This is a genomic window from Variovorax paradoxus, from assembly GCA_016806145.1.
Taxonomy (GTDB): Bacteria; Pseudomonadota; Gammaproteobacteria; order Burkholderiales; family Burkholderiaceae_C; genus Variovorax.
Genome location: CP063166.1, coordinates 2,657,845 through 2,681,605, shown reverse-complemented (window position 1 = coordinate 2,681,605; position 23,761 = coordinate 2,657,845). Strand labels below are relative to the sequence as shown.

The following is a 23,761-nucleotide window of genomic DNA, read 5'->3' as shown; positions in this document are numbered from 1 at the left end:
GCTCAGCGCCCGGCGAGCGCGTCGAAGGCCTTCACCACCTCGGGCGGCGCCTGCACCATCTCGATCAGCACGCCCTCGCCCGCGATCGGGAACTCGTCGTTCGCCTTCGGATGCAAAAAGCAGATGTCGAAGCCCGCCGCGCCCTTGCGGATGCCGCCGGGCGCGAAGCGCACGCCCTGCGACGTCAGCCATTCGACGGCCGTCGGCAGGTCGTCGATCCACAGGCCCACGTGGTTGAGCGGCGTGGCGTGCACCGCGGGCTTCTTTTCGGGATCGAGCGGCTGCATCAGGTCGACCTCGACCTTGAACGGGCCGGTGCCGATCGCGCAGATGTCCTCGTCGACGTTCTCGCGCTCGCTTCGGAAGGTGCCCGTGACCTCGAGCCCCAGCATGTCGACCCAGAGCTTCTGCAGCCGGGTCTTGTCGGGACCGCCGATCGCGATCTGCTGGATGCCCAGCACGCGGAAGGGACGTTGGATGGCGCTCATTGGCAGGACTCCGGGTTCGTTTCGGTCGAGGCGCGGTGCGAGCGCAGCCCCAGCTTGCGCAACAGCTGCACGTCGGCCTCGACGTCGGGATTGCCCGTGACCAGCAGCTTGTCGCCGTAGAAGATCGAATTCGCGCCGGCCATGAAGCACAGCGCCTGCACCGCCTCGCCCATCTGCTGACGGCCGGCCGACAGGCGCACGCGCGCGGTCGGCATGGTGATGCGCGCGACCGCGATCATGCGCACGAAGTCGAAGGGATCGATCGGTTCCGAGTCGGCCAGCGGCGTGCCGGGCACGCGCACCAGGCTGTTGATCGGCACCGACTCCGGGTACGGATCGAGATTGGCCAGCTGCGCGATCAGTCCCGCGCGGTGCACCGGCGCCTCGCCCATGCCCACGATGCCGCCGCAGCACACGCTGATGCCGGCGCCGCGCACATGGGCCAGCGTGTCGAGCCGGTCCTGGTAGCTGCGGGTGTCGACGATGTCGGTGTAGTACTCGGGCGCGGTGTCGAGGTTGTGGTTGTAGTAGTCGAGGCCCGCGGCCTTGAGCTGCCGCGCATGGTGCGGCTCGAGCATGCCGAGCGTGGCGCAGGTCTGCAGGCCCAGGCCCTTCACCGCCTCGACCAGCACCGCCACCTTCTCGACGTCGCGGTCCTTGGGCGCGCGCCAGGCCGCGCCCATGCAGAAGCGCGTGGCGCCCGCGTCCTTGGCGGCCTGCGCGGCGCGCAGCACCTCGTCGACCTCCATCAGCTTCTGCGCCTTCACGCCGGTGTCGAATTCGGCCGACTGCGGGCAGTAGCCGCAGTTCTCGGGGCAGCCGCCGGTCTTCACCGACAGCAGCGTGGCCAGCTCGATGTCGCCCGCGGGAAAGTGCTGGCGATGCACCGTCTGGGCCTCGAACAGCAGCTCCATCAGCGGCTTGTCGAGCAGCGCCTGGATCGCCTCGATCGACCAGCGGCCTTCGGGCGCCGGCGTCGCCACCGGCTTCGCGGGCCGGTGCAGCACCACGGCCTGCAGGTCGCTGGCCCCCATCAGTTGAACTCCAGGATGATCTGGTCGACCGCGAGCGACTCGCCCTTGGCCGCGGAGATCTTGCCGACCACGCCGTCCTGCGCGGCGAACAGCACGTTCTCCATCTTCATCGCCTCGATCACCGCGAGCTTCTCGCCGGCCTGCACCTGCTGGCCCGGCTGCACCGCCACCTCGACCAGCAGCCCCGGCATCGGCGACATCAGGAACTTGCTGAGGTCCGGCGGCGCCTTGTGCGGCATCAGTGCGAGCAGGCGCGCGCCCAGCGGCGACAGCACCATGGCCTCGATCTGGCGGCCATCGTTCGACACCCGCAGCGCCAGCGGATTCTTGCCGGCGCCGCGCTCCACCTGCGCGGTGAAGTGCTTGTCGTTGACGATGCCCTGCACGCGCACCGCGCCCAGCGCGAGGCTGCTGTCGATCTTGTAGGTCTTGCCGCCGACCGTGACCGCGCTCGCGCCGGTCTTGCCGTGGAAGTCGCTCACGGTCACCGGGTGGTGCACATGCTCGCCCTGGGCGCCGAGCTCCACCACCACGAACTGCTCGCCCACCTTCACGCCATGGCCTTCGAGCTGGCCGCTGATGCCCGAGGCGCGCGCGCGGTAGCGGCGGTGCACGTAGGCCGCCAGCGCGACCAGGAAATCGGGCTCGCTGTGCGGCACGTCCTCGGCATGGAAGCCCTTGCCGTAGTTCTCGGCGATGAAGCCGGTGTTGAAGTCGCCGGCCACGAACTTCGGATGCGCCAGCAGCGCGGCCTGGAACGGGATGTTGCTGCTGATGCCGCGGATCACGAAGCCGTTGAGCGCCTCGCGCATGCGTGCGATCGCGTGGTTGCGGTCCTTGCCGTGCACGATCAGCTTGGCGATCATCGAGTCGTAGTACATCGGGATCTCGCCGCCCTCGTACACGCCGGTGTCCACGCGCACGCCCTGCAGGTGCTCGGTGTCGCTCGCGAACATGGTCTCGGCCGGCGGCTGGAACTTCACCAGCCGGCCGGTCGAGGGCAGGAAGTTGCGGAACGGGTCCTCGGCGTTGATGCGGCACTCGATCGCCCAGCCGTCGCGCTTGACCTGCTCCTGCGTCAGCGGCAGTGCCTCGCCGGCCGCCACGCGGATCATCAGCTCCACCAGGTCGAGGCCGGTGATGCACTCGGTCACCGGATGCTCCACCTGCAGCCGGGTGTTCATCTCGAGGAAGTAGAAGCTCTGGTCCTTGCCGACCACGAACTCCACCGTGCCCGCGCTCTGGTAGTTCACGGCCTTGGCCAGCGCCACCGCCTGCTCGCCCATCGCCTTGCGCGTGGCATCGCTGATGAAGGGCGACGGCGCCTCCTCGATCACCTTCTGGTGCCGGCGCTGGATCGAGCATTCGCGCTCGTTGAGGTAGATCACGTGGCCGTGCGAATCGCCGAGCACCTGGATCTCGATGTGGCGCGGCTCCTCGACGAACTTCTCGATGAACACGCGGTCGTCGCCGAAGCTGTTGCGCGCCTCGTTGCGGCAGGAGGTGAAGCCCTCGAAGGCTTCCTTGTCGTTGAAGGCCACGCGCAGGCCCTTGCCGCCGCCGCCGGCCGAGGCCTTGATCATCACCGGGTAGCCGATGTCCTTCGCGATCTCGACCGCGCGCTCGGCGGTCTCGATGGCGTCGTTCCAGCCCGGGATGGTGTTGACCTTGGCCTCGTTGGCGAGCTTCTTCGAGGCGATCTTGTCGCCCATGGCCGCGATCGAGTAGTGCTTGGGGCCGATGAAGGCGATGCCCTCTTCCTCGACCCTCTTCGCGAAGCTTTCGTTCTCGGACAGGAAGCCGTAGCCCGGATGCACGGCCTCGGCGCCGGTCTTCTTGCAGGCCTCGATGATGCGGTCGGCCAGCAGGTAGCTCTCGCGGCTGGGCGCGGCGCCGATGTGCACGGCCTCGTCGGCCAGTTCGACGTGGCGGGCTTCCTTGTCGGCGTCGGAATAGACGGCGACCGTGAGGATGCCCATCTTCTTGGCGGTCTGGATCACACGGCAGGCAATCTCGCCGCGGTTCGCAATCAGGATCTTCTTGAACATTTTTTGTCTTTCCTTTGCATCCCCAACACCGTTCGGGCTGAGCTTGTCGAAGCCGGGGTCAGTCCTTCGACAGGCTCAGGACGAACGGTGGGTGATGACGTTGATCGTTCAGAGCGGAATGTTGCCGTGCTTGCGCCACGGGTTCTCGAGCTTCTTCTCGCGCAGCATCACCAGCGAGCGGCAGATGCGCTTGCGCGTCTCGTGCGGCAGGATCACGTCGTCGATGTAGCCGCGCGCGCTCGCCACGTAGGGGTTGGCGAAGCGGGCCTTGTACTCGGCCTCGCGCGCCGCGAGCTTGGCCGGATCGTTCTTGTCCTCGCGGAAGATGATCTCGACCGCGCCCTTGGCACCTATCACCGCGATCTCGGCGCGCGGCCAGGCCAGGTTGACGTCGCCGCGCAGGTGCTTCGAAGCCATCACGTCGTAGGCGCCGCCGTAGGCCTTGCGCGTGATGACGGTGATCTTCGGCACCGTGCACTCGGCATAGGCGTAGAGCAGCTTGGCGCCATGCTTGATGATGCCGCCGTACTCCTGGCCGGTGCCGGGCATGAAGCCGGGCACGTCGACGAAGGTCACGACCGGGATGTTGAAGGCATCGCAGAAGCGCACGAAGCGCGCGGCCTTGATGCTGCTCTTGATGTCGAGGCAGCCCGCCAGCACCAGCGGCTGGTTGGCGACGATGCCCACGGTCTGGCCTTCCATGCGCGCGAAGCCGATCACGATGTTCTTCGCGTAGTCCGGCTGCAGCTCGAAGAAGTCGCCATCGTCCGCGACCTTGAAGATCAGCTCCTTCATGTCGTAGGGCTTGTTCGCATTCTCGGGCACCAGCGTGTCGAGCGAATAGTCGGGACGGTCGGCCGGATCGCCCTGGCCGTTGTTGCCCAGGCGCACCGGCGGCTTCTCGCGGTTGTTCAGCGGCAGGTAGTTGTAGAGGCGGCGCAGCATCATCAGCGCCTCGACGTCGTTCTCGAACGCCATGTCGGCCACGCCGCTGCGCGTGGTGTGGGTCACGGCGCCGCCCAGTTCCTCGGCCGTCACGCTCTCGTGCGTCACGGTCTTCACCACCTCGGGGCCGGTGACGAACATGTAGCTCGAATCCTTCACCATGAAGATGAAGTCGGTCATGGCGGGCGAATACACCGCGCCGCCCGCGCACGGGCCCATGATCATGCTGATCTGCGGCACCACGCCCGAGGCCATCACGTTGCGCTGGAACACGTCGGCATAGCCGCCGAGCGAGGCCACGCCTTCCTGGATGCGCGCGCCGCCCGAGTCGTTGAGGCCGATCACCGGGGCGCCGACCTTCATCGCCTGGTCCATCACCTTGCAGATCTTCTCGGCATGCGCTTCGCTGAGCGCGCCGCCGAAGACGGTGAAGTCCTGGCTGAAGACGAACACCAGGCGGCCGTTGATCATGCCGTAGCCCGTGACCACGCCGTCGCCCGGGATCTTGTTGTCGGCCATGCCGAAGTCGGTCGAGCGGTGCTCGACGAACATGTCCCATTCCTCGAAGGTGCCGTCGTCCAGCAGCAGCTCGAGGCGTTCGCGCGCCGTGAGCTTGCCCTTGGCGTGCTGCGCGTCGATGCGCTTTTGTCCACCGCCCAGGCGGGCCTGCGCACGGCGCTTTTCGAGTTCGTCGATCAGTTCTTGCATGAGAAAAGCCTCTTTGAAAAATCAGCAGTCATAGGTTTCGCTGTACTGGAACGATGCCCCCGGCATGGTGGCCAGGATGTCCATGAATTGCGCGATCGCGCCGCACCGCTCGCGCGGGCGATAGGGCGAGGTGTTGGCGAGCGGGCCGAACGAGAGATCGGTGCTGCCGCCGCCCTTGGCCGGCAGCACCTGCACCCATTGCGCCGCGAGGCTTTCGCCGCGGCGGCAGACGACGGTGTCGTGGAGATCGGAGACGCCCCAGGCATCGCCGGAGGCCGAGGACCACAGCACCAACCGATGGTTGGCGGCGCCCTCGCCCTGCAGCAGCGCGAAGCCGGGCAAGGTGAAGTGCAGCGCGGGCATGCGCAGCACGCGCTGCGACGCACTCCGCGCGTAGTCGCGCGCGGGGCCGGCCTCGAGCCTCGCCACCGCATGCGCGCCGCGCAGCATGGCATCGAGCGCCAGCTGCTCGCGCTGCCAGGCCTCGGCCCACGGCGCGGCGGCGGCAACCTCGTCATCCCAATCGACGAACAGGATGCCGCTGGTCTTCACGGCCGCCTCGTCGTCGCGCGGCGCGCCGTACCACGAGACGCCCACGCGCACGCTCCCCAGGCGCCACTCGGCGTTGACGGCCACGCTCCAGGAGTTTTCTTCCTTGAAGCGCGCGGGCCGCGCGTCGCCATGGTTCGGCATGCCGAGCCGTTCAACCAGTCGTGCATGCGCGCGCAGCGCGAAGTCGACGTGCGACTCGCCCGCGGGCAGGTCCAGCCGGTGCCACACCTGCATCACCGGACGCCCGGGCCGCGGCACCATGAGTTCCATGCGGCTGCTGCGCAGCCCGAGCACGTCCGCGCCCGCCACATGCCAGACGTTGACGCCGGCGGCGGTCGCATGCACGGGTCGCAGCCCGCGCGCCTCCAGCTGCTCGAAGGTCGTGCCCCAGGCAAAGCTGCCCGCCGCGGTGTCGAAACCGCGCGCGAAGCCGTGGTCGTTCAGTGGGCCCATGCGCTCTCGTCGCCTGCATAGAGGCCGAGCAGGCGGCGCGCCGCGGTCGACGGCGCCAGCTCGAGCGCGCCCACCTGGCCGAGCAGCGCCGGCAGCTCCTCCTTCACGCGCGGGTGATGGCGGAAGGCATGGCGCAGGCCCGCTTCGATGCGCTCCCACATCCACGACTTGGCCTGCTGCTGGCGGCGGCCCATGAGCCGGCCGTTGGCAGCCTGCAGCGCGCGAAAGTGCTCGACCTGGGTCCAGAACGCCTCGACGCCCTGCCCGAGCAATGCGCTGAGCTGGATCGCCTGCGGATGCCAGAAGCTCTCGTCATGGCGCGCATGGTCGGGATGGCCATGCTGGCCGAACAGCCGCAGCGCCGAGGTGATCTGCGCCTGCGCGCGCGTGGCGGCGTCCTTGTCGATGTCGGCCTTGTTGATGACGACCAGGTCGGCGATCTCCATCACGCCCTTCTTGATCGCCTGCAGGTCGTCGCCGGCGTTGGGCAGCTGCATCAGCACGAACATGTCGGTCATGCCCGATACCGCGGTCTCGCTCTGGCCCACGCCCACGGTCTCGACGATCACCACGTCGTAGCCCGCGGCCTCGCACACCAGCATCGCCTCGCGCGTCTTCTCGGCCACGCCGCCGAGCGTGCCGCTCGAGGGGCTGGGGCGGATGTAGGCGCGCTCGTGCACCGAGAGCCGTTCCATGCGCGTCTTGTCGCCGAGGATGGAGCCGCCCGAGACGGTGGACGAGGGGTCGATGGTGAGCACCGCGACGCGGTGGCCCTTGTCGATCAGCAGCAGGCCCAGGGTCTCGATGAAGGTCGACTTGCCCACGCCCGGCACGCCCGAGATGCCGAGCCGGAACGAGTTGCCGGTGCGCGGCAGCAGCGCGGTGAGCAGTTCGTCGGCCTGCGCGCGGTGGTCGGCACGGGTGGATTCGAGCAGCGTGATGGCCTTGGCGATGGCGCGGCGCTGCGCCATGCCGTCCGTCTCGGCGATCGCGCTTTGCAGCGCCTGGGCCGTGTTCAGCACGCGGCCTCCACGGCCAGGCGCCAGCGGTAGTGCAGGTCGACGCCCTCCTCGCCCTCGAGCACGAAGCCGTGCCGCAGGTAGAAGCGGTTGGCATCGCTGCGCACCAGCGCGGTGAGCTTGATGTCGCGCTGCTGCGCGCGCGCCTGCGCCTTGGCCCAGTGCATCACCCATTCGCCGATGCCCACGCCCTGGAAGCCGGTGCGCAGGTACAGGTGGTCGAGCCGCAGCGCATCGGCGCCTTCGGGCTTGAGCGTGACGAAGCCGATGCGCCCGTCGCCATCGAGCACGATGTGGTGCATGAACGGGATCACGAAGCCGGCGCTCAGCCGCTCGCGCGAGCGTGCGAGGTCGAAGCGGCCGACACGCTCGAGGCTCGGACGCATCGCATCGATGCGCAGCGCCAGCATGTCCTCGAAATCGCTGGATTCCACGGGCTGCAGCGACAGCCGCGACAGGAGATCGCCCACGTCCGCTCTCGTCAGGCCGCGACCGCCGCGCGGATCTGCTCCAGCACGTCCTTCGCGCTCGCCGGGATCGGCGTGCCCGGTCCGTAGATGCCCTTCACGCCGGCCTCGTAGAGGAAGTCGTAGTCCTGGCGCGGAATCACGCCGCCGACGAACACGATGATGTCGTCCGCGCCCTGCTTGCGCAGCTCCGCGATGATCGCGGGCACCAGCGTCTTGTGGCCGGCCGCGAGCGTGCTCACGCCCACCGCATGCACGTCGTTCTCGATCGCCTGGCGCGCGCATTCCTCGGGCGTCTGGAACAGCGGCCCCATGTCGACGTCGAAGCCCAGGTCGGCGAAGGCCGTGGCCACCACCTTGGCGCCGCGGTCGTGGCCGTCCTGGCCCAGCTTGGAGATCATCACGCGCGGACGGCGGCCCTGCTCCTCGGCGAAGGCGTCGATCTCGGTCTTGAGGTTCTCCCAGCCCTCGGCGGAGTCGTAGGCGGCGGCGTAGACGCCGGTCACCTTCTGGGTGTCGGCGCGGTGGCGGCCGAAGGACTTCTCGAGCGCGTCGGAGATCTCGCCGACGGTGGCGCGCAGGCGCACCGCGTCGATGCTCAGCGCGAGCAGGTTGCCGCTGCCGTTTTCGGCCGCCTCGGTGAGCGCGTCGAGCGCGGCCTGCACCTTGGCGCCGTCGCGCGCGGCGCGGATCTTCTGCAGCCGCGCCACCTGCTGGTCGCGCACCTTCACGTTGTCGATCGAGAGGCTCTCGATCGCGTCCTCGTTCTTGAGCTTGTACTTGTTGACGCCGACGATCACGTCCTTGCCCGAGTCGATGCGCGCCTGCTTCTCGGCGGCCGCGGCCTCGATCTTGAGCTTGGCCCAGCCGCTGTCCACGGCCTTGGTCATGCCGCCCATGGCCTCGACCTCCTCGATGATGGTCCAGGCCGCGTCGGCCATGTCCTGCGTGAGCTTCTCCATCATGTAGCTGCCGGCCCAGGGGTCGATCACGTTCGTGATGTGCGTCTCTTCCTGGATGATGAGCTGCGTGTTGCGCGCGATGCGGGCGCTGAACTCGGTCGGCAGCGCGATGGCTTCGTCGAGCGCGTTGGTGTGCAGGCTCTGCGTGCCGCCGAACACCGCGGCCATCGCCTCGATGGTGGTGCGCACCACGTTGTTGTAGGGGTCCTGCTCGGTCAGGCTCCAGCCCGAGGTCTGGCAGTGGGTGCGCAGCATCAGGCTCTTGGGGTTCTTCGGCTCGAACTCCTTCATGATCCGGCACCACAGCAGGCGCGCGGCGCGCATCTTGGCCACTTCGAGATAGAAGTTCATGCCGATGGCCCAGAAGAAGCTCAGACGCCCGGCGAAGCCGTCGACGTCGAGGCCCTTGGCCAGCGCGGTCTTCACGTACTCCTTGCCGTCGGCCAGCGTGAAGGCCAGCTCCAGCGCCTGGTTGGCGCCGGCTTCCTGCATGTGATAACCGCTGATCGAGATCGAGTTGAACTTCGGCATGTTCTGCGCCGTGTACTCGATGATGTCGCCGATGATCCGCATGCTCGGCGCGGGCGGGAAGATGTAGGTGTTGCGGACCATGAACTCCTTGAGGATGTCGTTCTGGATGGTTCCACTGAGCTGGTCCTGAGCCACGCCCTGTTCTTCCGCCGCCACCACGTAGCCCGCGAGCACCGGCAGCACCGCGCCGTTCATGGTCATCGACACGCTGACCTTGTCGAGCGGGATCTGGTCGAACAGGATCTTCATGTCCTCGACCGAGTCGATCGCAACGCCGGCCTTGCCCACGTCGCCGGTCACGCGCGGATGGTCGCTGTCGTAGCCGCGGTGGGTGGCGAGGTCGAAGGCCACGCTCACGCCCTGCCCGCCGGCGGCCAGCGCCTTGCGGTAGAAGGCGTTCGATTCCTCGGCGGTCGAGAAGCCGGCGTACTGGCGGATGGTCCACGGGCGCACCGCATACATCGTGGCCTGCGGGCCGCGCAGGTAGGGCTCGAAGCCCGGCAGCGTGTCGGTGTACTTCAGGTCCTGCAGGTCGGCCGCGGTGTACAGCGGCTTGACGCTGATGCCGTCGGGCGTGATCCAGTTCAGCGCGGCGACGTCGCCGCCGGGGGCCGACTTGGCGGCGGCCTTGGCCCAGGCCTCGAGAGTGGCGGGCTTGAAGGAGGGTTCGGGTTTGCTGCTCATGGAGGCGCCGCTTCGCAGTGTGTCGTGCAGGGGGTGTGCTGCTGGAGAAAAGGATTCGCTGGAATCGCTGGGGGTCCGCAGGGATTTGCAGGCCGGCCGCGAGTCTAACCGATCCATAATTATTAATTCAAACGCGATTTTTGAAGTACAGTCCCGCCCATGTCCGCCGTCACCCTCACCCCGCGCGCCCTCTATGAAGAGGTGGCCGAGCTGCTGCGCCAGCGGATCTTCCGCCGCGAGCTCGAACCGGGCAGCTGGATCGACGAACTCAAGCTCGCCGAGGAGTACGGCATCAGCCGCACGCCGCTGCGCGAGGCCCTGAAGGTGCTGGCCGCCGAGGGCTTGGTGACGATGAAGGTGCGCCGTGGCGCCTATGTGACCGAGGTGTCGGAGCAGGACCTGGCCGACGTCTACCACCTGCTGTCATTGCTCGAGAGCGATGCCGCCGGCGTGGTGGCCGAGCGCGCCACCGAGGCCCAGCTCGCCGAGCTGCGCGCGCTGCATGCCGAGCTCGAGGCCGCGGCCGCGCCCGAAGACCGCGAGCATTTCTTCGCGGTCAACGAGCGCTTCCACATGCGCCTGCTGGCCATCGCCAACAACAAGTGGCGCGACCAGATGGTGGCCGACCTGCGCAAGGTGATGAAGCTCAACCGCCACAACTCGCTGCTCAAGGCCGGGCGGATCGGGGAATCGCTGGCCGAGCACCGCGCGGTGATGGCCGCGATCGAGGCGCGCGACGGCGAGGCCGCCATGGCGCGCATGCGCGAGCACTTCAGCAACGGGCTGGAAGCGGCGGCCTAGCGTTCGCCGCGGGGCCGCGCGTCGGCCTGCTTCTCTTCACTCAATCGAGATCGACCGTGCCCGCCTCGGCCGCGATGCGCTGCGCCGTCTCGAGCAGCCGCGGCGCCACGCGCGCGAGCATGGTGTCCTTGGGCAGCAGGTAGGCCGGGCCGCCGCAGCTCACCGCATAGCGCTCGCCGCGCGGACCGCGCAGCGCGAAACCCAGCGCATGGATGTGCGGATGCCATTCGCCGAACGAGCCGCAGTAGCCCACGCGCGCGTACTCCTCGATGCTGGCGATCAGCCCCGGCTCGATGCGCGGCCAGTTCTCGCCGCTTTCCTGCCGGATCTGCGCCAGCAGCGCCTCCTGCTCGGGCGCCGCGAGCGAGGCCAGGTAGGCCCGCCCGGCGGCCGAGGTGGCGATCGTCATGCGCGAGCCGACCTCGATGCGCGAGCTGATCATCACCGAGCGCGGGCGCAGCGAATCGATGATCAGCATGTCGAGCTCGTCGCGCACGCCCATGTGCACGCTCGCGCCCGAGAAGTCCGACAGCGCCGCGAGATGCGGGCGCGCCACCGTGCGCAGGTCGAAGTGCCGCAGGTAGCGGCTGCTCATGTCGAGCAGCGCCGACCCCAGGCTGAAACGCTCGCTGTCCTGCGACTGCCGCAGGTAGCCCGCCCCGACCAGGGTGGCCGTGAGCCGCGACACCGTCGCCTTGGGAATGCCCGTCGCATCCGCCAGTTCGCGGTTGCCCATGGGCGCCGCCGCCATCCCGATCACCTTCAGCAGGGCCAGTCCCCTGGCGAGCGCGCTCACCTCTTCCCTGCCGCCAGACGCGTCATTCATTTTTAGAAACCTTTGCTTCCCTGATGGATCTTTGTTGCCATTTTTCAGCAAAAACGGGTTGACGCGAGAACTTTGGAGGATCATTATTTCGGAACACTGTTTCAAAATAAAGAGATGACGAGACAAGACCCCCACTTCTCCCCGCCGTCGCCGCGCCGCCGCGACCTGCTCTGCACCGGCCTCGGCCTCCTGGCCGGCGCCAGCCTCCCGGGTTTCGCGCAGGCCGCCGCGCCCGCAGCCGCCGCCACATTCCCCAAGGGACCGGTGAAGCTCATCGTCCCGTTCGCCCCAGGCGGGCCGACCGACACCGTCGGCCGGCTCATCGCCATGAAGCTGCAGGAAAGCTGGGGCCAGCCGGTCATCGTCGACTACAAGCCCGGCGCCGGCACCGCCATCGGCGCCGACTTCGTCGCCAAGGCCCCGCCCGACGGGCTGACCATCGGCATGGTGAATTCCTCGTTCGCGGTGAACCCTTCGCTGCGCAAGACCCTGCCCTACGACACGCTCAAGGACATCGCGGGCATCACGCAGATCGCCAACCTGCAACTGGCCATCGTGGCCCGGCCCGACGCGCCCTTCAACACGCTGGCCGAGCTGATCGCCTATGCGAAGAAGAACCCCGGCAAGCTGACCTACGGCACGCCCGGCGCCGGCAGCACCACCCACCTGGGGGCCGAGCTGCTCAAGCGCGAGGCCGGCTTCGACATGCTGCACGCGCCCTTCAAGGGCAGCTCGCCCGCGCACACCGAACTCATGGGCGGTCGCATCGACCTCGTGGTCGACCCCTTCCTCTCGGTGCTGCCCTTCGTGAAGGCCGGCCGCATGAAGCTGATCGCCACCCTCGGCGACAAGCCGGTGCCCGGCTTCAGCTATCCGACGGTCGCGCAGACCCTGCCCGGCTTCCACGTCAACGCGCTGCTCGGCTTCATCGCGCCGCACGGCACGCCGCCGGCCGTCATCGAGAAGATCCAGTCGGACACCCGCCGCGTGCTGCTCGATCCCGAGATGCGCAAGCGCGTCGAGGAACAGGGCATGGAGGTGGTCGCCTCCACGCCCGCGCAGTTCGACGCCTTCGTGCAGTCGGAGATGAAGCGCTGGGCGCGCGTCATCGCCGACGCGGGCATCCAGCCCGAGTGAGCCCCTCTTTCCATCCGGACACCCTTCCCATGCCCCTAGCACTCACCCCCCTGCATCCGCATTTCGCCGCCGAAGCGCGCGGCATCGACATCGCCCGGCCGCTCTCGAGCGACGAGGTCAGGCAGATCAACGCCGCGATGAACCGCTATGCCGTGCTGGTCTGGCGCGGCCAGCCGCTCACGGGCCAGCAGCAACTCGATTTCGCCAAGGCCTTCGGGCCGCTCGACCTCGGCCTCAAGAAGGTGTTCAAGCGCCCCGAGCGGCTCGAGGACGAGCGCCTGATCGACATCTCGAACGTCGACGCGCAAGGCAACGTCGCGCGCCGCGATTCGCCGAAGAACCTCTCGAACTTCGCCAACCAGCTCTGGCACAGCGACAGCTCGTTCCAGAACCCGCGCGCCGCCTATTCGATGCTGCATGCGCTGGTGCTGCCGAGCTGGGGCGGCAACACCGAGTTCACCGACCTGCGCGCCGCCTACGACGCCCTGCCCGAGCGCGACAAGGCCGAACTCGAGGGCCTGAGCGCCGAGCACTACGCGCTGCACACGCGCATCCTGCTGGGCGACGAGGCCTACACGGACGAGCAGAAGAAGACCATCCCGCCGGCCACCTGGCCGCTGGTGCAGACGCATCCGGGCTCGGGGCGCAAGCTGCTGTTCGTGGGCGTGCATGCGCGCGAGATCGTCGGCTGGCCCGTGGCCGAGGCCCGCATGCGGCTCGCGGACCTGCTCGAGCACGCGACCCAGCGCGAGTTCGTCTACCGCCACGAATGGCAGGTGCACGACCTCGTGATGTGGGACAACCGCAGCACCCTGCACCGCGGCCGGCGCTTCGACATCGCCGAGCGCCGCGAGCTGCGCCGCACCACCATCGAGGACGTGCCCGAGGCCACGCTGATGGCGGCCTGAAAAGAAGCAGGAGCGCGGCTCAGGCCGCCTGCGCCACCGGCTCGTGCGCGATCGCCATCACCTCGTGCGGCGACTTGCTCTTCATGCGGTGGTCGCTCCACACCTGCCGCCAGCGGCGCGCGCCCGGCAACCCGTTGCGCAGGCCCAGCATGTGGCGCGCGATGTTCGACCACGGCGTGCCGTGCTCGGCCGCCTCGCGCACCATGTAGTCGCACATCAGGGTCTCGACCTCCTCGCGCGTGCGTTCCGAGGGTGCCGCGCCGAAGAACTCCGCGTCCCATTCGGCCAGCCACCAGGGGTTGTGGTACGCCTCGCGCCCCACCATCACCCCGTCGAGCAGCCGCAGGTGCTCGTGCACCTGTGCATTGAGCGTGATGCCGCCGTTGATCGAGAACTTCAGCGCCGGAAAGTCGTGCTTGAGCCGGTGCACCAGCGCGTAGCGCAGCGGCGGGATCTCGCGATTCTGCTTCGGGCTCAAGCCCTTGAGCCAGGCATTGCGCGCATGCACGATGAAGGTGTTGCAACCGGCCTCGCTGACCTGGCCCACGAAGTCGCGCACGAACTCGTAGCTCTCGATCTTGTCGATGCCGATGCGGTGCTTCACCGTCACCGGCACGCTGCTCGCGTCGCCCATCGCCTTCACGCAGTCGGCCACCAGCCGCGGCTCGTTCATCAGGCAGGCACCGAAGGCGCCGCGCTGCACGCGCTCGCTCGGACAGCCGCAGTTGAGATTGATCTCGTCGTAGCCCCATTGCTCGCCGAGCTTCGCGCAATGCGCGAGATCGGCCGGCTCGCTGCCGCCGAGCTGCAGCGCCAGCGGATGCTCCTCGGCGTTGAAGCGCAGGTGCCGCGGCACGTCGCCATGCACCAGCGCGCCGGTCGTCACCATCTCCGTGTAGAGCAGCGCGTGGCGGCTCAGCAGGCGGTGCAGATACCTGCAATGGCGGTCCGTCCAGTCCATCATGGGCGCGACAGACACGCGCATGGCGTCGAGTGCCTGGGCCGCTTCAGGGCCTCGCACTGGATCGGGCCCGGGCCCGGCGTTTTCTGGGTTCTCGTTCGGTGTCATTCGATGTCTTTGGGCGCCGCCGCTTCTCTCGCTCGCGAACGCGCAGGGCGCGAGCGTAGCGCACCTGGCCATTCCGCTCCGTGCCGACAGCGCTTGACCTCAAGCTTGGTTGAGGTTTTACAGTCCGCCGCGCTCACCCGAATACCCGCGTGGGCTTCACCGATGAACCCATGGCGGCAACGAATGTCCCGCCGAAATCAGGAGCTATGTTGATGAGGTCGTGGATCGATGCCGTGTTGGAAAGTCAACTGCTGTGGCTGGCCGCCCGGATACTTCTCGCCGTGGTCTTTGCCGCGTCGGGCCTTGCCAAGGCGCTGAACTTCGCGGGCGGGGTGGGCGAGATGCGCGCGGCGGGCCTCGAGCCGGCCTGGGCCTTCAACGTCGCCACCATCTTCGTGCTGCTGGCCGGCTCGCTGCTGCTGCTGGTCGACCGCGCCGTGTGGCTGGGCGCCGGCGCGCTCTCGGTGTTCCTGCTGCTCACGATCGCGATCGTGCATCGCTTCTGGTCGCTGCCCGAGCCGCGCGCCACGCTGTCGCTGTACTTCGCGCTCGAGCATGTCTCCATCATCGGCGGGCTGCTCGCGGCGGCGATCGCGAGCCACCTGCGGCGGCAGCTCGGCGGCTGAGCACCACATCGCCTCTATCACCCATATCGCCTATAAGACGCCGATCCGACTCCGAGCCTTTCCGCCATGCCAGAGAACCATCCCGCCGAGCCCGCCAAGGTCCTGACCGTCGGCGAGGTCGCCCGGCGCAGCGGCGTCGCCGTCTCGACGGTGCACTTCTACGAATCGAAGGGACTGATCAAGGGCTGGCGCAGCGAGGGCAACCAGCGCCGCTATCCGCGCGAGGTGCTGCGCCACATCGCGGTGATCCGCGTGGCGCAGCGCACGGGCATTCCGCTCGAGACCATCCGCGACTCGCTGTCGCGGCTGCCCGAGGGGCGCATCCTCAACGCCGCGCAGTGGAAGGCCCTGTCCGCGCACTGGCGCGACGAGCTCGACGCGCGCATCCGCGTGCTGACCCGGCTGCGCGACGACCTCGGCGAATGCATCGGCTGCGGCTGCCTGTCGATGACCGACTGCCCGCTGCGCAATCCCGGCGACAGGCTGGGCGCCGAGGGGCCGGGGGCTGTGCTGCTCGACGATCCGCCTTGAGCCCGCGCCACGCTCGGACATGGCGCGCGCACTAGACTCCGTGCGCGCATGACCTTGCTAGATACCCTCGCCCTCCGCCGGCTCGCCGAAGCCGCCACGCCCACACGCCCCACCTGCGCCTGCCGCCTGCAGGACGCCAAGGCCTGGGAAAGCATCACCGAGGAGCGCTGGCCCGCGGCGCTGATGGAGCAGGTCGGCACGCTACGCGACCCCGATACCTACGAACCCACGTTCGAGGAATTCCACCCGGCCGGCACGCGCTACGACTCGCCCGAGGCGCCGATCTCGGTCGCGCACTTCCCGTACAACCGCTGCGACGTCTACCGCTGCAGCGCCTGCGCGCGGCTGGTGCTGCGCTACACCGAGTTCGGCGGCTACTACATCGACCACCGCGTGCGGGTGGTCGATGCCGCGCTGATCGCCGGCTGATCAGCCCTCGCCCACGTATCGCTTCCAACCCGAAAAAACCGTTCACGCTGAGCTTGTCGAAGCGCAGCGCGAGGCGTCGATCCTTGGACAAGCTCGGCACAGGCCAAGCTCGGCTCGTGAGGTTCTTTCGCGGCGGGATCCGGTGGACCCTCGCGGCACAATGGTCCGCGTGCTGCTGCTCCCACACCGCCTGCTCGCCGGCCTCGCGCTGGCCTCCCTCTTCGCCACCGCCCACGCGGCCGAGCCGCTGCTGCTCGTCACCGAGCCCGCCGCGCTGCAGGCGGCCGAGAAGTCCGGCGCGGGCTTCGCGCACTGGCTGGCCGAAACGCCGGCCGCCGACGGCATCGCTAGCACCCAGGCGCTGATGCGCTCGAATGCGTGGCGCTCCATCGCCGGTCCCCTCGGCGCCAGCCTCGCGGCCATCCAGCGCCGCGACAAGCAGGCCGGCGTCGGCATCGCCAAGTACCCGCACCGCCTGTTCGACGCACGCTGGCTCGCGAGCCCCGATGCCTTCTTCGAACTGGTGGGCGTGGCCAACCGCATGGACCGCCGCCCGTTCCAGGACGGCGCCTGCGGCGAGACCCGTCTGGTGTACCGCCTCGCCTACCGCACGAGCGCGATGCAGTCGCGGCTGCCGATGACCGTCAACGTCGAGCTGCGCGGCGACGCGCCCGATGCCGACGGCGGCTGCGCCTCGGCCGCGAAGCGCTGGCAGCCGCCGCAGGCTGCGATGGCCGACGAGGCGCTGGGCCGCTGGCTGGTGTCGGCCGACGGTCCGCTCGCGCCGCAGCGGCTCGCGCCCGCACGCATCTCGCAACTCACGGTGAACCTGCAGAGCGTGCGCTGGCCCTCGGCCGTGCGGCCCGATCTCGGCGGCCATGCCGAATACATGCTGCGCGCCTTCCGCTGGAATGCCGGCGCGAAGCGCTACGACGTGGGCCCGCTCGAGAACACGCCCGACGTCGCGAAGCTCAAGGCCAGCGCACCGCTGCGCCAGGAACTCGAGCAATGGCTTCGCCAGCCCGAGAACCTGCGCGCACTCGACGAAGCCACGCTCAGGATTCCCGAGCGCTTCCTCGCCACCGAGGCCATCTCGGTCGCGCCGCGCGGCCTCGAGCGCCTCGCCAACCGCCCGTTCGAACAGCTCTTCGCCGAAAGCGAATGGCAGGCCGTGCCCGGCAGCCGCACGCTGCAGTCGCCACGCGCCCTGCTGCGCCGGCTCGACGACCTCAGTTGCATGGGCTGCCACCAGAGCCGCGCGGTCGCGGGCTTCCATCTGCTGGGCGTCGATCGCCGCGGCGCCTCGCGCAGCTTCACGCCCGGCAATGCGCTCGCGGTGCCGCACTCGCCGCATCTGCAGGACGAACTCGCGCGGCGTGCACGCTACCTGCAGGAAGCGTTGACCACGCCGAAGCCCGACCCGTTCCGGCCGCTCGCCGAGCCGCTCGATGCAAACACACGACCGGAACCGGCAATCGTCGGCACGCGCTGCGAACCCACGCGCATCACGGCCTCGGCCAACCCCTGGCTCGACCGCGCCGAGAAGCTGCCGCGCACCGCCTGCGAAGGCGCCGCCTCGGTCTGCGAGAAGACCTCGGTCGGCTTCCCGGGCGGCATGTGCTCGGGCCCCTGCGATCCCAAGGACCCGAACGGCACCTGCGGCGGCATCGCGATCCTCAGCGATTTCAACCAGTGCCTGGCGGCGAAGCGCCCGTTCGGCGAATGCCTTGCGAAGCACACGCGCCCCGGCAACCTGCGCAGCTGCTCGGCCACCGCGCCCTGCCGCGACGACTACATCTGCGCGCAGGCCGAAGGCCAGCCCGAGGGGCGCGGCGCGTGCATCCCGCCGTACTTCCTGTTCCAGATGCGCGTGGACGGCCATTCCTGATTTGCTCCCTCCCCCGCTGGGGGAGGGCCGGGGTGGGGGCACCGGGCGCATCCATCGCCCCGCGCACATCGACCGCTCGGTGCCCCCATCCCGACCTTCCCCCAAAGGGGGAAGGAGTCCAGATAGGAATCAACCCTCGTTCGCCGCCGGCCGCATCTTCCACGCCGACAGCGCCGCCACAGCCCCCAGCACCGCCACATACGCCCCCACCGGCACGATGCTGCCGTACTTCGCCACCAGCGTCGCCGCGATGATCGGCGCCAGCCCGCCGCCGAGCGCGGCCGCCATCTGGATGCCGATGGAGATGCCCGAGTAGCGCAGCTCGGCCGGGAACTGCGCCGCATACAGGTTCGATTGCGGCGCGAACATCAACGGGTAGTTGAGCGCGAGCGCCACCACCATCGCCGCCGTGTAGGCCGTGAGCGAGCCGCTGCCGATGGCCTGGAACAGCGGCAGCGCCATCAGGGCCAGCAGCACGCCGCCGAACACATAGAGCCGCCGCGCGCCGACGCGGTCGGCCAGCCAGCCGAACAGCGGAATGGTCAGCACCATCAGCGACGAACCCAGCACCAGCGCATGCAGCGCATCGCCGCGCGAGAAGCCCAGCCGCGTGACCGCATAGGAGATCGAGAACACCAGGATGGTGTAGATCAGCGTGACCTCGGCCAGCTTGCCGCCGATGGTCAAGAGCAGCGGCCGCCAGTGCGCCAGCACCACTTCGCGCGCGGGCAGCGCGGCGGTCTTGCGGTGCGCCTTCACGGCCTCGAACTCGGGCGACTCGTCGATGCGCGTGCGGATGAAGATGCCCACCGCGATCAGCAGCGCGCTGGCCAGGAACGGCAGCCGCCAGCCCCAGTGCAGGAAGGCGTCCTCGGGCAGCTGCGTGACCAGCGCGAAAGCGCCCGACGACAGCAGCACGCCGATCGGCGCGCCCATCTGCGGCATGCTGCCCACCAGCGAGCGCCAGCGCGGCGGCGCATGCTCGACCGCCATCAGCATCGCGCCGCCGAGCTCGCCGCCGAAGGACAGGCCCTGGCCGATGCGCAGCAGCACCAGCAGCACCGCGGCCCAGAGCCCGATCGACTCGTAGGTCGGCAGCACGCCGATCAGCACCGTGCAGATCCCCATCATCAAGAGGCTCAGCGTGAGCATGGCCTTGCGGCCGAGCCGGTCGCCGTAGTGGCCGAACACGATGCCGCCGATCGGCCGCGCGAGCATGCCGCTGGCGAAGGTGCCGAAGGCCGCGAGCGTGCCGGTCACCGGATCGAAATTCGGGAAGAACAGCTTGTTGAAGACCAGCGCGGCCGCCGTGCCGTAGGCCAGGAAGTCGAAGCCCTCGATCGCGGTGCCGGCCATGGTGGCGGCGCCGACCTTCCAGACGCTCTGCGGCTTGGCGGGCGCGGCGGCGCCCACAGGTGTGGCGATGGTGTTCATGCGGGGTGCTCCTCGTTGTGGTTCGGAATCGAAGCCGGATGACGCCGATGCCAGTCGGTCGCGCCCTGGTAGGCGCGGCCGGCGCGCAGCATCGTTGCCTCATGCAGGTGCGCCGCCACGAGCTGGAAGCCGATCGGATGGCCCTCGGGCGTGAAGCCGCAGGGCAAGGTCAGCGTCGGATGGCCGCTCATGTCGTAGGGCGCGGTGAAGCGCAGCAGCTTGAGCAGGTCGCCCTCGTCGGTGCCCAGCGTGGCCATGCGTGCATTGCTGAAACCGGCGTCGCAGGTCACGGGGATCGCGAGCAGGTCGATGTCGCCGAACAGCTTGGTCAGCGCGCCGCGGAAGTTCAGCCGCTGCATCAGCAGCTTCTGCAGCGCGATGCCCGACTGCGCGCGGCCCACCTCGATGAAGCCCGAGAGCACCGGGCCGTAGCGCTCCTTCTGCGCCGGGTACGTGGCCTCGTGCGCGGCCGCCATCTCCACCGCCGAGAAGCGCAGCCAGCCCGCGATCACCTCCGACGGATCGGGCAGCCGCACCTCGCGCAGCGTGGCGCCCAGTCCGGTGAGCGTGGCCAGCGCCGCCTGCATCGCGGCGCGCGTGGGTGCATCGACGTCGCGTGCGATGTGCTCGGCATCGATGCCGATCCGCAGCCCCGCCACGCCCTGGGCCGACAGCGCCAGGTAGTCGGGCACGGCATCGGGCAGCGCGGTGGGATCGTCCTCGTCGGCACCGGCCAGCGCGGCGAGCATCGCCGCCGCGTCGGCCGCGCTGCGCGTCATCGGCCCCACATGGTCGAGCGAGGCCGAGTTCTCGAACACGCCGAAGCGCGACACGCGGCCCCAGCTCGGCTTCAGCCCCGTGAGGTTGTTGGCCGCGCAGGGAAAGCGGATCGATCCGCCCGTGTCGGTGCCCAGCGAGCCGAAGCACAGGCCCGCGGCCGTGCCCACGCCCGAGCCGCTCGAGGAGGCGCCGGGCCACTGGTCCGCGTTCCACGGATTGACCGGCGCGACGATGCTGCGGTGGTGCTCGGCGAACGCGCCCTCGGTGTGCTGCAGCTTGCCGAGGATCACCGCGCCGGCCTCGCGCAGCTTGCGCACCACGGTCGAGTCGCGCTCGGGCCTGAAGTCGGCGTAGACCTCGGTGCCGTTGGCGCAGACCACGCCGGCCGCATGGCAGTTGTCCTTGACCGCCACCGGCACGCCGTGCAGCAGGCCGCGCCAGCCGCCACGCGCGATCTCCTCCTCGGCACGGCGCGCCTCGGCGCGCGCGCTCTCGGGCATGGTGCGCGCATAGGCGTGCAGCGCGGGGTCGACGGCCTCGATGCGCGCCAGCATGCGCTCGGTCAGTTCCACCGGCGACAGCGCGCGCTCGCGCAGCCGCTGCGCCACCTCGGTCAGTTCCAGGAAATGCAGGTCCTCGCTCATCTCAGATCTCCTTGGCGTCGAGCTGCCGCGCGAACATCGCGAAGCTGGCTTTCACGATGCTCGGCTGCATCAGGAAGTCGTGCGATTCGCGTGCCAGCGCCGGATCGACCAGCTTGAGCCGGCCGTAGGCGCTCTGCGCTATCAGCTGGTTGCGCGCGGCGCGCTCGATTAGCACCGAGAGGTAGAGCGACTCCTCCACGCTCGAGGTGGCGGCCAGGAAGCCATGGTTGGCCAGCAGCACGCAGCGCTTGCCGCCGAGGGCGGCCGAGATGATCTCGCCCTCCACGTCGGCGATCGGCAGGCCCGGCCATTCGGCGAGGAAGGCGCAGTCGTCGAAGAAGGGCGTGGCATCCATGTGCGCGACCTGCAGCGGCTCGCCGGTCATCGACAGCGCCGACACATAGGGCGGATGGGTGTGGATCACGCAGTTGACGTCGGGCCGGCGCCGGTACACCCAGAGGTGGAAACGCACGGCCGGGTTCGGCACGCCGCGGCCCTCGAGCACGCGCAGCGAATCGTCGATGCGCATCACCGAGCCCGCGCGGATCTCGCCGAACGCATGCGCCAGCGGCGTGGTGAGGAAGCTGCCGTCGGCCTGGCGCACCGTGATCTGGCCGGCCAGGGTTTCGGAATGGCCCTCCTTCGCGAGGATGCGGCAGCTCAGCGCGAGCTTCTCGGCATCGCTCCAGTGGCCGACGGTGAGGCCGTCGAGCTTCAGGGGCGCGTCGGCGGAGGGGGCGTCTGTGACGGTGGGGTTCACGCGGAGTTCCTTCATCGGTGGTCGATGGCCGCCAATGTAGGAAGCGATGCCGCGCCGGGCCTTGCGCCTGCGCGCACGCGCATTGATCCAGCGCGCCAACGCGACGGGACCCCGACCCTGCCCGCTAGTGGAAAGTCTCGATGTGCGGCCGCGGCGCGCCCTCCAGACTGCGGGCGCGGACCGCCCTTGGCACGAACCATGCACGCGGCCCGGCTTCCATCCCACCATGCACCACGACCCGACTCCGCACCTGAGCTTCGCGCCGCACCTGCGCCCCTTCTATCCGGGCGACCTGCGCGGCTACTCGACCACGCTCGACGCGCTGGTCTACCCCGGCGAACTCAGCGTGCAGCACAGCCATCCGCGCATGAACCTCGAGGCCTGCCGGCTCGTGGGCGGCGGCATCGCGGTCAGCTTCGATTCCACGCCGATGCAGGTGCGCCATGCGGCGGGCCAGTCGGGCCACGACGGCGCGGGCGAGGTGCTCGCGATGATCGCGGTCGACGGCCAGGGCACGATCGAGCAGGCTGGCCGCCGGCTGCCTTTTCGCAAAGGCGACATCGTGTTCCGCACCACGCGGCTGCCCTCGACCTGCGCGCTCGACGAATCGGGCCGGCTGGTGCAGCTGCGGCTGCCGGCCGGGCGCTTCTTCGGCATCTATGCCGACCTGCGCGACAACTTCGAGCCCTCGCTGGCGCAGGCCGGCTCGATGCTGGCCGAGTCGGCGCGCCATCAGCTCGACCGCCTGTTCGCGGTGCAGGCGCAGCCGCATCCGGCGCTGGCCTATTTCTCGGAGCAGTCCTTCGTCTCGCTGCTCGCGGCCATCTACTGCGAAGCCGTGGCCGGCGCGCCGCAGGCCGGCGATGCGGGCGCGGCCAGGCGCCACGAGCGCGACCGCTGGCAGCGGCTCGCGGCCTATGTCGAAGCCAACCTCTGCGATCCCGAGCTCTCGGTCGAGGCGATCGCGCGCGAGCTGTGCATCTCCAAGCGGCTGGTGCACCGCCTGTTCGCCACGCAGCAGACGCAGTACGGCGCCTACCTGCGCGAGCGCCGCCTCGAGCGCGCGGCCGAGGAGCTGGCCAACGAGCGGCTCGCGCAGCTGAGCGTGACCGAGATCGCGTTCCGCAACGGCTTCAACGACCCCAGCCATTTCAGCCGCGCCTTCCGCGACCGCTTCGGCACCACGCCGGGCGGCTACCGCGCGGCCCGATCGCTGGCCTGATCAGGCCAGGAAGCCGCCGTCCACCGTCAGCGCCGCGCCGGTGACGAAGCTGGCGTCGGGTCCCGCGAGGTAGGCCACCATGCCCGCGATCTCGCTGTCGTGTCCCATGCGTCCCAACGCCATCAGCGGCTCCAGCCGCTCGCCGTAGGCCGACTTCGGCGCCATGTCGGTGTCGGTCGGCCCGGGCTGCACCACGTTCACCGTGATGCCCCGGGGCCCGAGGTCGCGCGCGAGGCCGCGCGCCATCGAGGCCACCGCGCCCTTGGTCATCGCATAGACCGACGAGCCCGCGAAGCCCGCGCGCTCGGCCACCACGCTGCCGGTGATGACGATGCGCCCGCCGCGCTCCATGTGCTTCGCCGCCGCCTGCACCGCCACGAAGGCCGAACGCACGTTGACCGCGAACATGCGGTCGAAGTCGGCGAGCGCGTAGTCCTCGACCATGCCGCCCACCAGGATGCCGGCGTTGTTCACCAGCAGGTGCAGCCCGCCGAAGGCCTCGGCCGCGGCGTCGACCGCCTGCCGAACGGCCTGGGCATCGGCGCTGTCGGCGCGCAGCGCGAGCGCGCGGCCGCCCTGCCCTTCGATCTCGGCCACGAGCGCGCGCGCCGCCGCGTCCGACGATGCATAGGTGAAGGCCACGGCCGCGCCGTCGTTCGCGAGCCGCCGCACGATGGCCGCGCCGATGCCGCGCGAGCCGCCGGTCACGAGGGCCGTCTTGCCGGAGAGGGATTTCGTCATGTCGATTTCCTTTTTTAACGGATCGATCGATCCAGAATAGAACAAAAAAAAGCGCATCCGAAACCGGGCGCGCA

Annotated in this window: 21 protein-coding genes and 1 pseudogene; 8 read left to right on the top strand and 14 right to left on the bottom strand. The window is 69.3% G+C overall.

All coding sequences use genetic code 11. The features are described from left to right. Positions 1–2 precede the first annotated feature (2 nt). The 8 genes from INQ48_12360 to scpA all read right to left on the bottom strand — a co-directional run bounded on the left by INQ48_12360 (position 3) and on the right by scpA (position 9,891). Positions 3–488, bottom strand: coding sequence for a VOC family protein (locus INQ48_12360; protein QRF59958.1), 486 nt, complete (start codon positions 486–488; stop codon positions 3–5). Next, the gene (bioB, locus tag INQ48_12355) at positions 485–1,522 is read right to left on the bottom strand and encodes a biotin synthase BioB (GenBank protein ID QRF59957.1); all 1,038 of its coding nucleotides are present in this window, start codon (positions 1,520–1,522) and stop codon (positions 485–487) included. The genes INQ48_12360 and bioB overlap by 4 nt, the downstream gene beginning before the upstream one ends. Further along, complete coding sequence (locus tag INQ48_12350; GenBank protein ID QRF59956.1) at positions 1,522–3,570, bottom strand: acetyl/propionyl/methylcrotonyl-CoA carboxylase subunit alpha; 2,049 nt, start codon at positions 3,568–3,570, stop codon at positions 1,522–1,524. The genes bioB and INQ48_12350 overlap by 1 nt, the downstream gene beginning before the upstream one ends. 108 nt (positions 3,571–3,678) lie before the next feature. Then, positions 3,679–5,223 (bottom strand): acyl-CoA carboxylase subunit beta, encoded by a 1,545-nt coding sequence (locus INQ48_12345; GenBank protein ID QRF59955.1) that lies wholly within the window; start codon positions 5,221–5,223, stop codon positions 3,679–3,681. A 21-nt stretch (positions 5,224–5,244) separates the two neighbouring features. Continuing rightward, on the bottom strand, positions 5,245–6,228 hold the full coding sequence (locus tag INQ48_12340; GenBank protein QRF59954.1) for a hypothetical protein: 984 nt from the start codon (positions 6,226–6,228) through the stop codon (positions 5,245–5,247). After that, complete coding sequence (gene meaB / locus INQ48_12335) at positions 6,216–7,250, bottom strand: methylmalonyl Co-A mutase-associated GTPase MeaB (GenBank protein QRF59953.1); 1,035 nt, start codon at positions 7,248–7,250, stop codon at positions 6,216–6,218. The genes INQ48_12340 and meaB overlap by 13 nt, the downstream gene beginning before the upstream one ends. Beyond that, positions 7,244–7,717, bottom strand: a complete 474-nt coding sequence (locus INQ48_12330) for a GNAT family N-acetyltransferase (protein QRF59952.1) — start codon at positions 7,715–7,717, stop codon at positions 7,244–7,246. Before INQ48_12330 ends, meaB begins: the two co-directional genes overlap by 7 nt. 11 nt (positions 7,718–7,728) lie before the next feature. Further along, positions 7,729–9,891, bottom strand: coding sequence for a methylmalonyl-CoA mutase (scpA, locus tag INQ48_12325; protein QRF59951.1), 2,163 nt, complete (start codon positions 9,889–9,891; stop codon positions 7,729–7,731). A gap of 159 nt (positions 9,892–10,050) precedes the next feature. Between scpA and INQ48_12320 the strand changes: the two genes are divergently transcribed. Then, positions 10,051–10,692 carry a GntR family transcriptional regulator gene (locus INQ48_12320; protein ID QRF59950.1) on the top strand — a complete coding sequence of 214 codons (642 nt, stop codon included), beginning with the start codon at positions 10,051–10,053 and terminating at the stop codon, positions 10,690–10,692. Between the two features lie 40 nt (positions 10,693–10,732). Here the strand turns inward: INQ48_12320 and INQ48_12315 are convergent, their stop codons facing one another. Beyond that, positions 10,733–11,518: an IclR family transcriptional regulator gene (locus INQ48_12315; protein QRF59949.1), complete on the bottom strand. Its 786-nt coding sequence runs from the start codon at positions 11,516–11,518 to the stop codon at positions 10,733–10,735. A 114-nt stretch (positions 11,519–11,632) separates the two neighbouring features. Here INQ48_12315 and INQ48_12310 point away from each other — a divergent pair, with 114 nt between their 5' ends. Together INQ48_12310 and INQ48_12305 are read left to right on the top strand one after the other, a co-directional pair. Then, a complete protein-coding gene (locus INQ48_12310; GenBank protein ID QRF59948.1) occupies positions 11,633–12,655 on the top strand; it encodes a tripartite tricarboxylate transporter substrate binding protein in 1,023 nt (340 codons plus the stop codon). A gap of 29 nt (positions 12,656–12,684) precedes the next feature. Continuing rightward, positions 12,685–13,563 (top strand): TauD/TfdA family dioxygenase, encoded by an 879-nt coding sequence (locus tag INQ48_12305; GenBank protein QRF59947.1) that lies wholly within the window; start codon positions 12,685–12,687, stop codon positions 13,561–13,563. A gap of 19 nt (positions 13,564–13,582) precedes the next feature. Here INQ48_12305 and dusA read toward each other — a convergent pair whose 3' ends face one another. Beyond that, a complete protein-coding gene (gene dusA, locus INQ48_12300) occupies positions 13,583–14,632 on the bottom strand; it encodes a tRNA dihydrouridine(20/20a) synthase DusA (GenBank protein QRF59946.1) in 1,050 nt (349 codons plus the stop codon). Positions 14,633–14,844: 212 nt separating this feature from the next. Between dusA and INQ48_12295 the strand changes: the two genes are divergently transcribed. From INQ48_12295 to INQ48_12280, 4 genes and pseudogenes are all read left to right on the top strand, one after another. Beyond that, the gene (locus tag INQ48_12295; GenBank protein QRF59945.1) at positions 14,845–15,258 is read left to right on the top strand and encodes a DoxX family protein; all 414 of its coding nucleotides are present in this window, start codon (positions 14,845–14,847) and stop codon (positions 15,256–15,258) included. Between the two features lie 66 nt (positions 15,259–15,324). Next, positions 15,325–15,789 (top strand): redox-sensitive transcriptional activator SoxR, encoded by a 465-nt coding sequence (gene soxR / locus INQ48_12290; GenBank protein QRF59944.1) that lies wholly within the window; start codon positions 15,325–15,327, stop codon positions 15,787–15,789. Positions 15,790–15,837: 48 nt separating this feature from the next. Continuing rightward, positions 15,838–16,218 carry a hypothetical protein gene (locus INQ48_12285; GenBank protein QRF59943.1) on the top strand — a complete coding sequence of 127 codons (381 nt, stop codon included), beginning with the start codon at positions 15,838–15,840 and terminating at the stop codon, positions 16,216–16,218. 229 nt (positions 16,219–16,447) lie between these two features. After that, positions 16,448–18,106 (top strand): annotated as a pseudogene (locus INQ48_12280) (hypothetical protein). A 129-nt stretch (positions 18,107–18,235) separates the two neighbouring features. Here INQ48_12280 and INQ48_12275 read toward each other — a convergent pair. The 3 genes from INQ48_12275 to INQ48_12265 are packed head-to-tail and all read right to left on the bottom strand — an operon-like array spanning position 18,236 to position 21,739. After that, entirely contained in the window at positions 18,236–19,540 is a 1,305-nt protein-coding gene (locus INQ48_12275) for an MHS family MFS transporter (protein ID QRF59942.1), read from the bottom strand. Beyond that, a complete protein-coding gene (locus tag INQ48_12270) occupies positions 19,537–20,964 on the bottom strand; it encodes an amidase (GenBank protein ID QRF59941.1) in 1,428 nt (475 codons plus the stop codon). Before INQ48_12270 ends, INQ48_12275 begins: the two co-directional genes overlap by 4 nt. 1 nt (position 20,965) lies before the next feature. Further along, entirely contained in the window at positions 20,966–21,739 is a 774-nt protein-coding gene (locus INQ48_12265) for an aldolase (protein ID QRF59940.1), read from the bottom strand. A 211-nt stretch (positions 21,740–21,950) separates the two neighbouring features. Here INQ48_12265 and INQ48_12260 point away from each other — a divergent pair, with 211 nt between their 5' ends. Beyond that, positions 21,951–22,946 (top strand): AraC family transcriptional regulator, encoded by a 996-nt coding sequence (locus INQ48_12260; GenBank protein QRF59939.1) that lies wholly within the window; start codon positions 21,951–21,953, stop codon positions 22,944–22,946. Here INQ48_12260 and INQ48_12255 read toward each other — a convergent pair whose 3' ends face one another. After that, positions 22,947–23,687, bottom strand: coding sequence for a 3-oxoacyl-ACP reductase FabG (locus INQ48_12255; protein ID QRF59938.1), 741 nt, complete (start codon positions 23,685–23,687; stop codon positions 22,947–22,949). It abuts the gene before it with no gap. Positions 23,688–23,761: the final 74 nt, after the last annotated feature.

Bases quoted from the DNA above. Each gene is read 5' to 3' on its own strand.
- INQ48_12360 (QRF59958.1), bottom strand. From the start codon at position 488: ATGAGCGCCATCCAACGTCCCTTCCGCGTGCTGGGCATCCAGCAGATC.
- bioB (QRF59957.1), bottom strand. From the start codon at position 1,522: ATGGGGGCCAGCGACCTGCAGGCCGTGGTGCTGCACCGGCCCGCGAAG.
- INQ48_12350 (QRF59956.1), bottom strand. From the start codon at position 3,570: ATGTTCAAGAAGATCCTGATTGCGAACCGCGGCGAGATTGCCTGCCGT.
- INQ48_12345 (QRF59955.1), bottom strand. From the start codon at position 5,223: ATGCAAGAACTGATCGACGAACTCGAAAAGCGCCGTGCGCAGGCCCGC.
- INQ48_12340 (QRF59954.1), bottom strand. From the start codon at position 6,228: ATGGGCCCACTGAACGACCACGGCTTCGCGCGCGGTTTCGACACCGCG.
- scpA (QRF59951.1), bottom strand. From the start codon at position 9,891: ATGAGCAGCAAACCCGAACCCTCCTTCAAGCCCGCCACTCTCGAGGCC.
- INQ48_12320 (QRF59950.1), top strand. From the start codon at position 10,051: ATGTCCGCCGTCACCCTCACCCCGCGCGCCCTCTATGAAGAGGTGGCC.
- INQ48_12315 (QRF59949.1), bottom strand. From the start codon at position 11,518: ATGAATGACGCGTCTGGCGGCAGGGAAGAGGTGAGCGCGCTCGCCAGG.
- INQ48_12310 (QRF59948.1), top strand. From the start codon at position 11,633: ATGACGAGACAAGACCCCCACTTCTCCCCGCCGTCGCCGCGCCGCCGC.
- INQ48_12305 (QRF59947.1), top strand. From the start codon at position 12,685: ATGCCCCTAGCACTCACCCCCCTGCATCCGCATTTCGCCGCCGAAGCG.
- dusA (QRF59946.1), bottom strand. From the start codon at position 14,632: ATGACACCGAACGAGAACCCAGAAAACGCCGGGCCCGGGCCCGATCCA.
- INQ48_12295 (QRF59945.1), top strand. From the start codon at position 14,845: ATGAGGTCGTGGATCGATGCCGTGTTGGAAAGTCAACTGCTGTGGCTG.
- soxR (QRF59944.1), top strand. From the start codon at position 15,325: ATGCCAGAGAACCATCCCGCCGAGCCCGCCAAGGTCCTGACCGTCGGC.
- INQ48_12285 (QRF59943.1), top strand. From the start codon at position 15,838: ATGACCTTGCTAGATACCCTCGCCCTCCGCCGGCTCGCCGAAGCCGCC.
- INQ48_12275 (QRF59942.1), bottom strand. From the start codon at position 19,540: ATGAACACCATCGCCACACCTGTGGGCGCCGCCGCGCCCGCCAAGCCG.
- INQ48_12270 (QRF59941.1), bottom strand. From the start codon at position 20,964: ATGAGCGAGGACCTGCATTTCCTGGAACTGACCGAGGTGGCGCAGCGG.
- INQ48_12265 (QRF59940.1), bottom strand. From the start codon at position 21,739: ATGAAGGAACTCCGCGTGAACCCCACCGTCACAGACGCCCCCTCCGCC.
- INQ48_12260 (QRF59939.1), top strand. From the start codon at position 21,951: ATGCACCACGACCCGACTCCGCACCTGAGCTTCGCGCCGCACCTGCGC.
- INQ48_12255 (QRF59938.1), bottom strand. From the start codon at position 23,687: ATGACGAAATCCCTCTCCGGCAAGACGGCCCTCGTGACCGGCGGCTCG.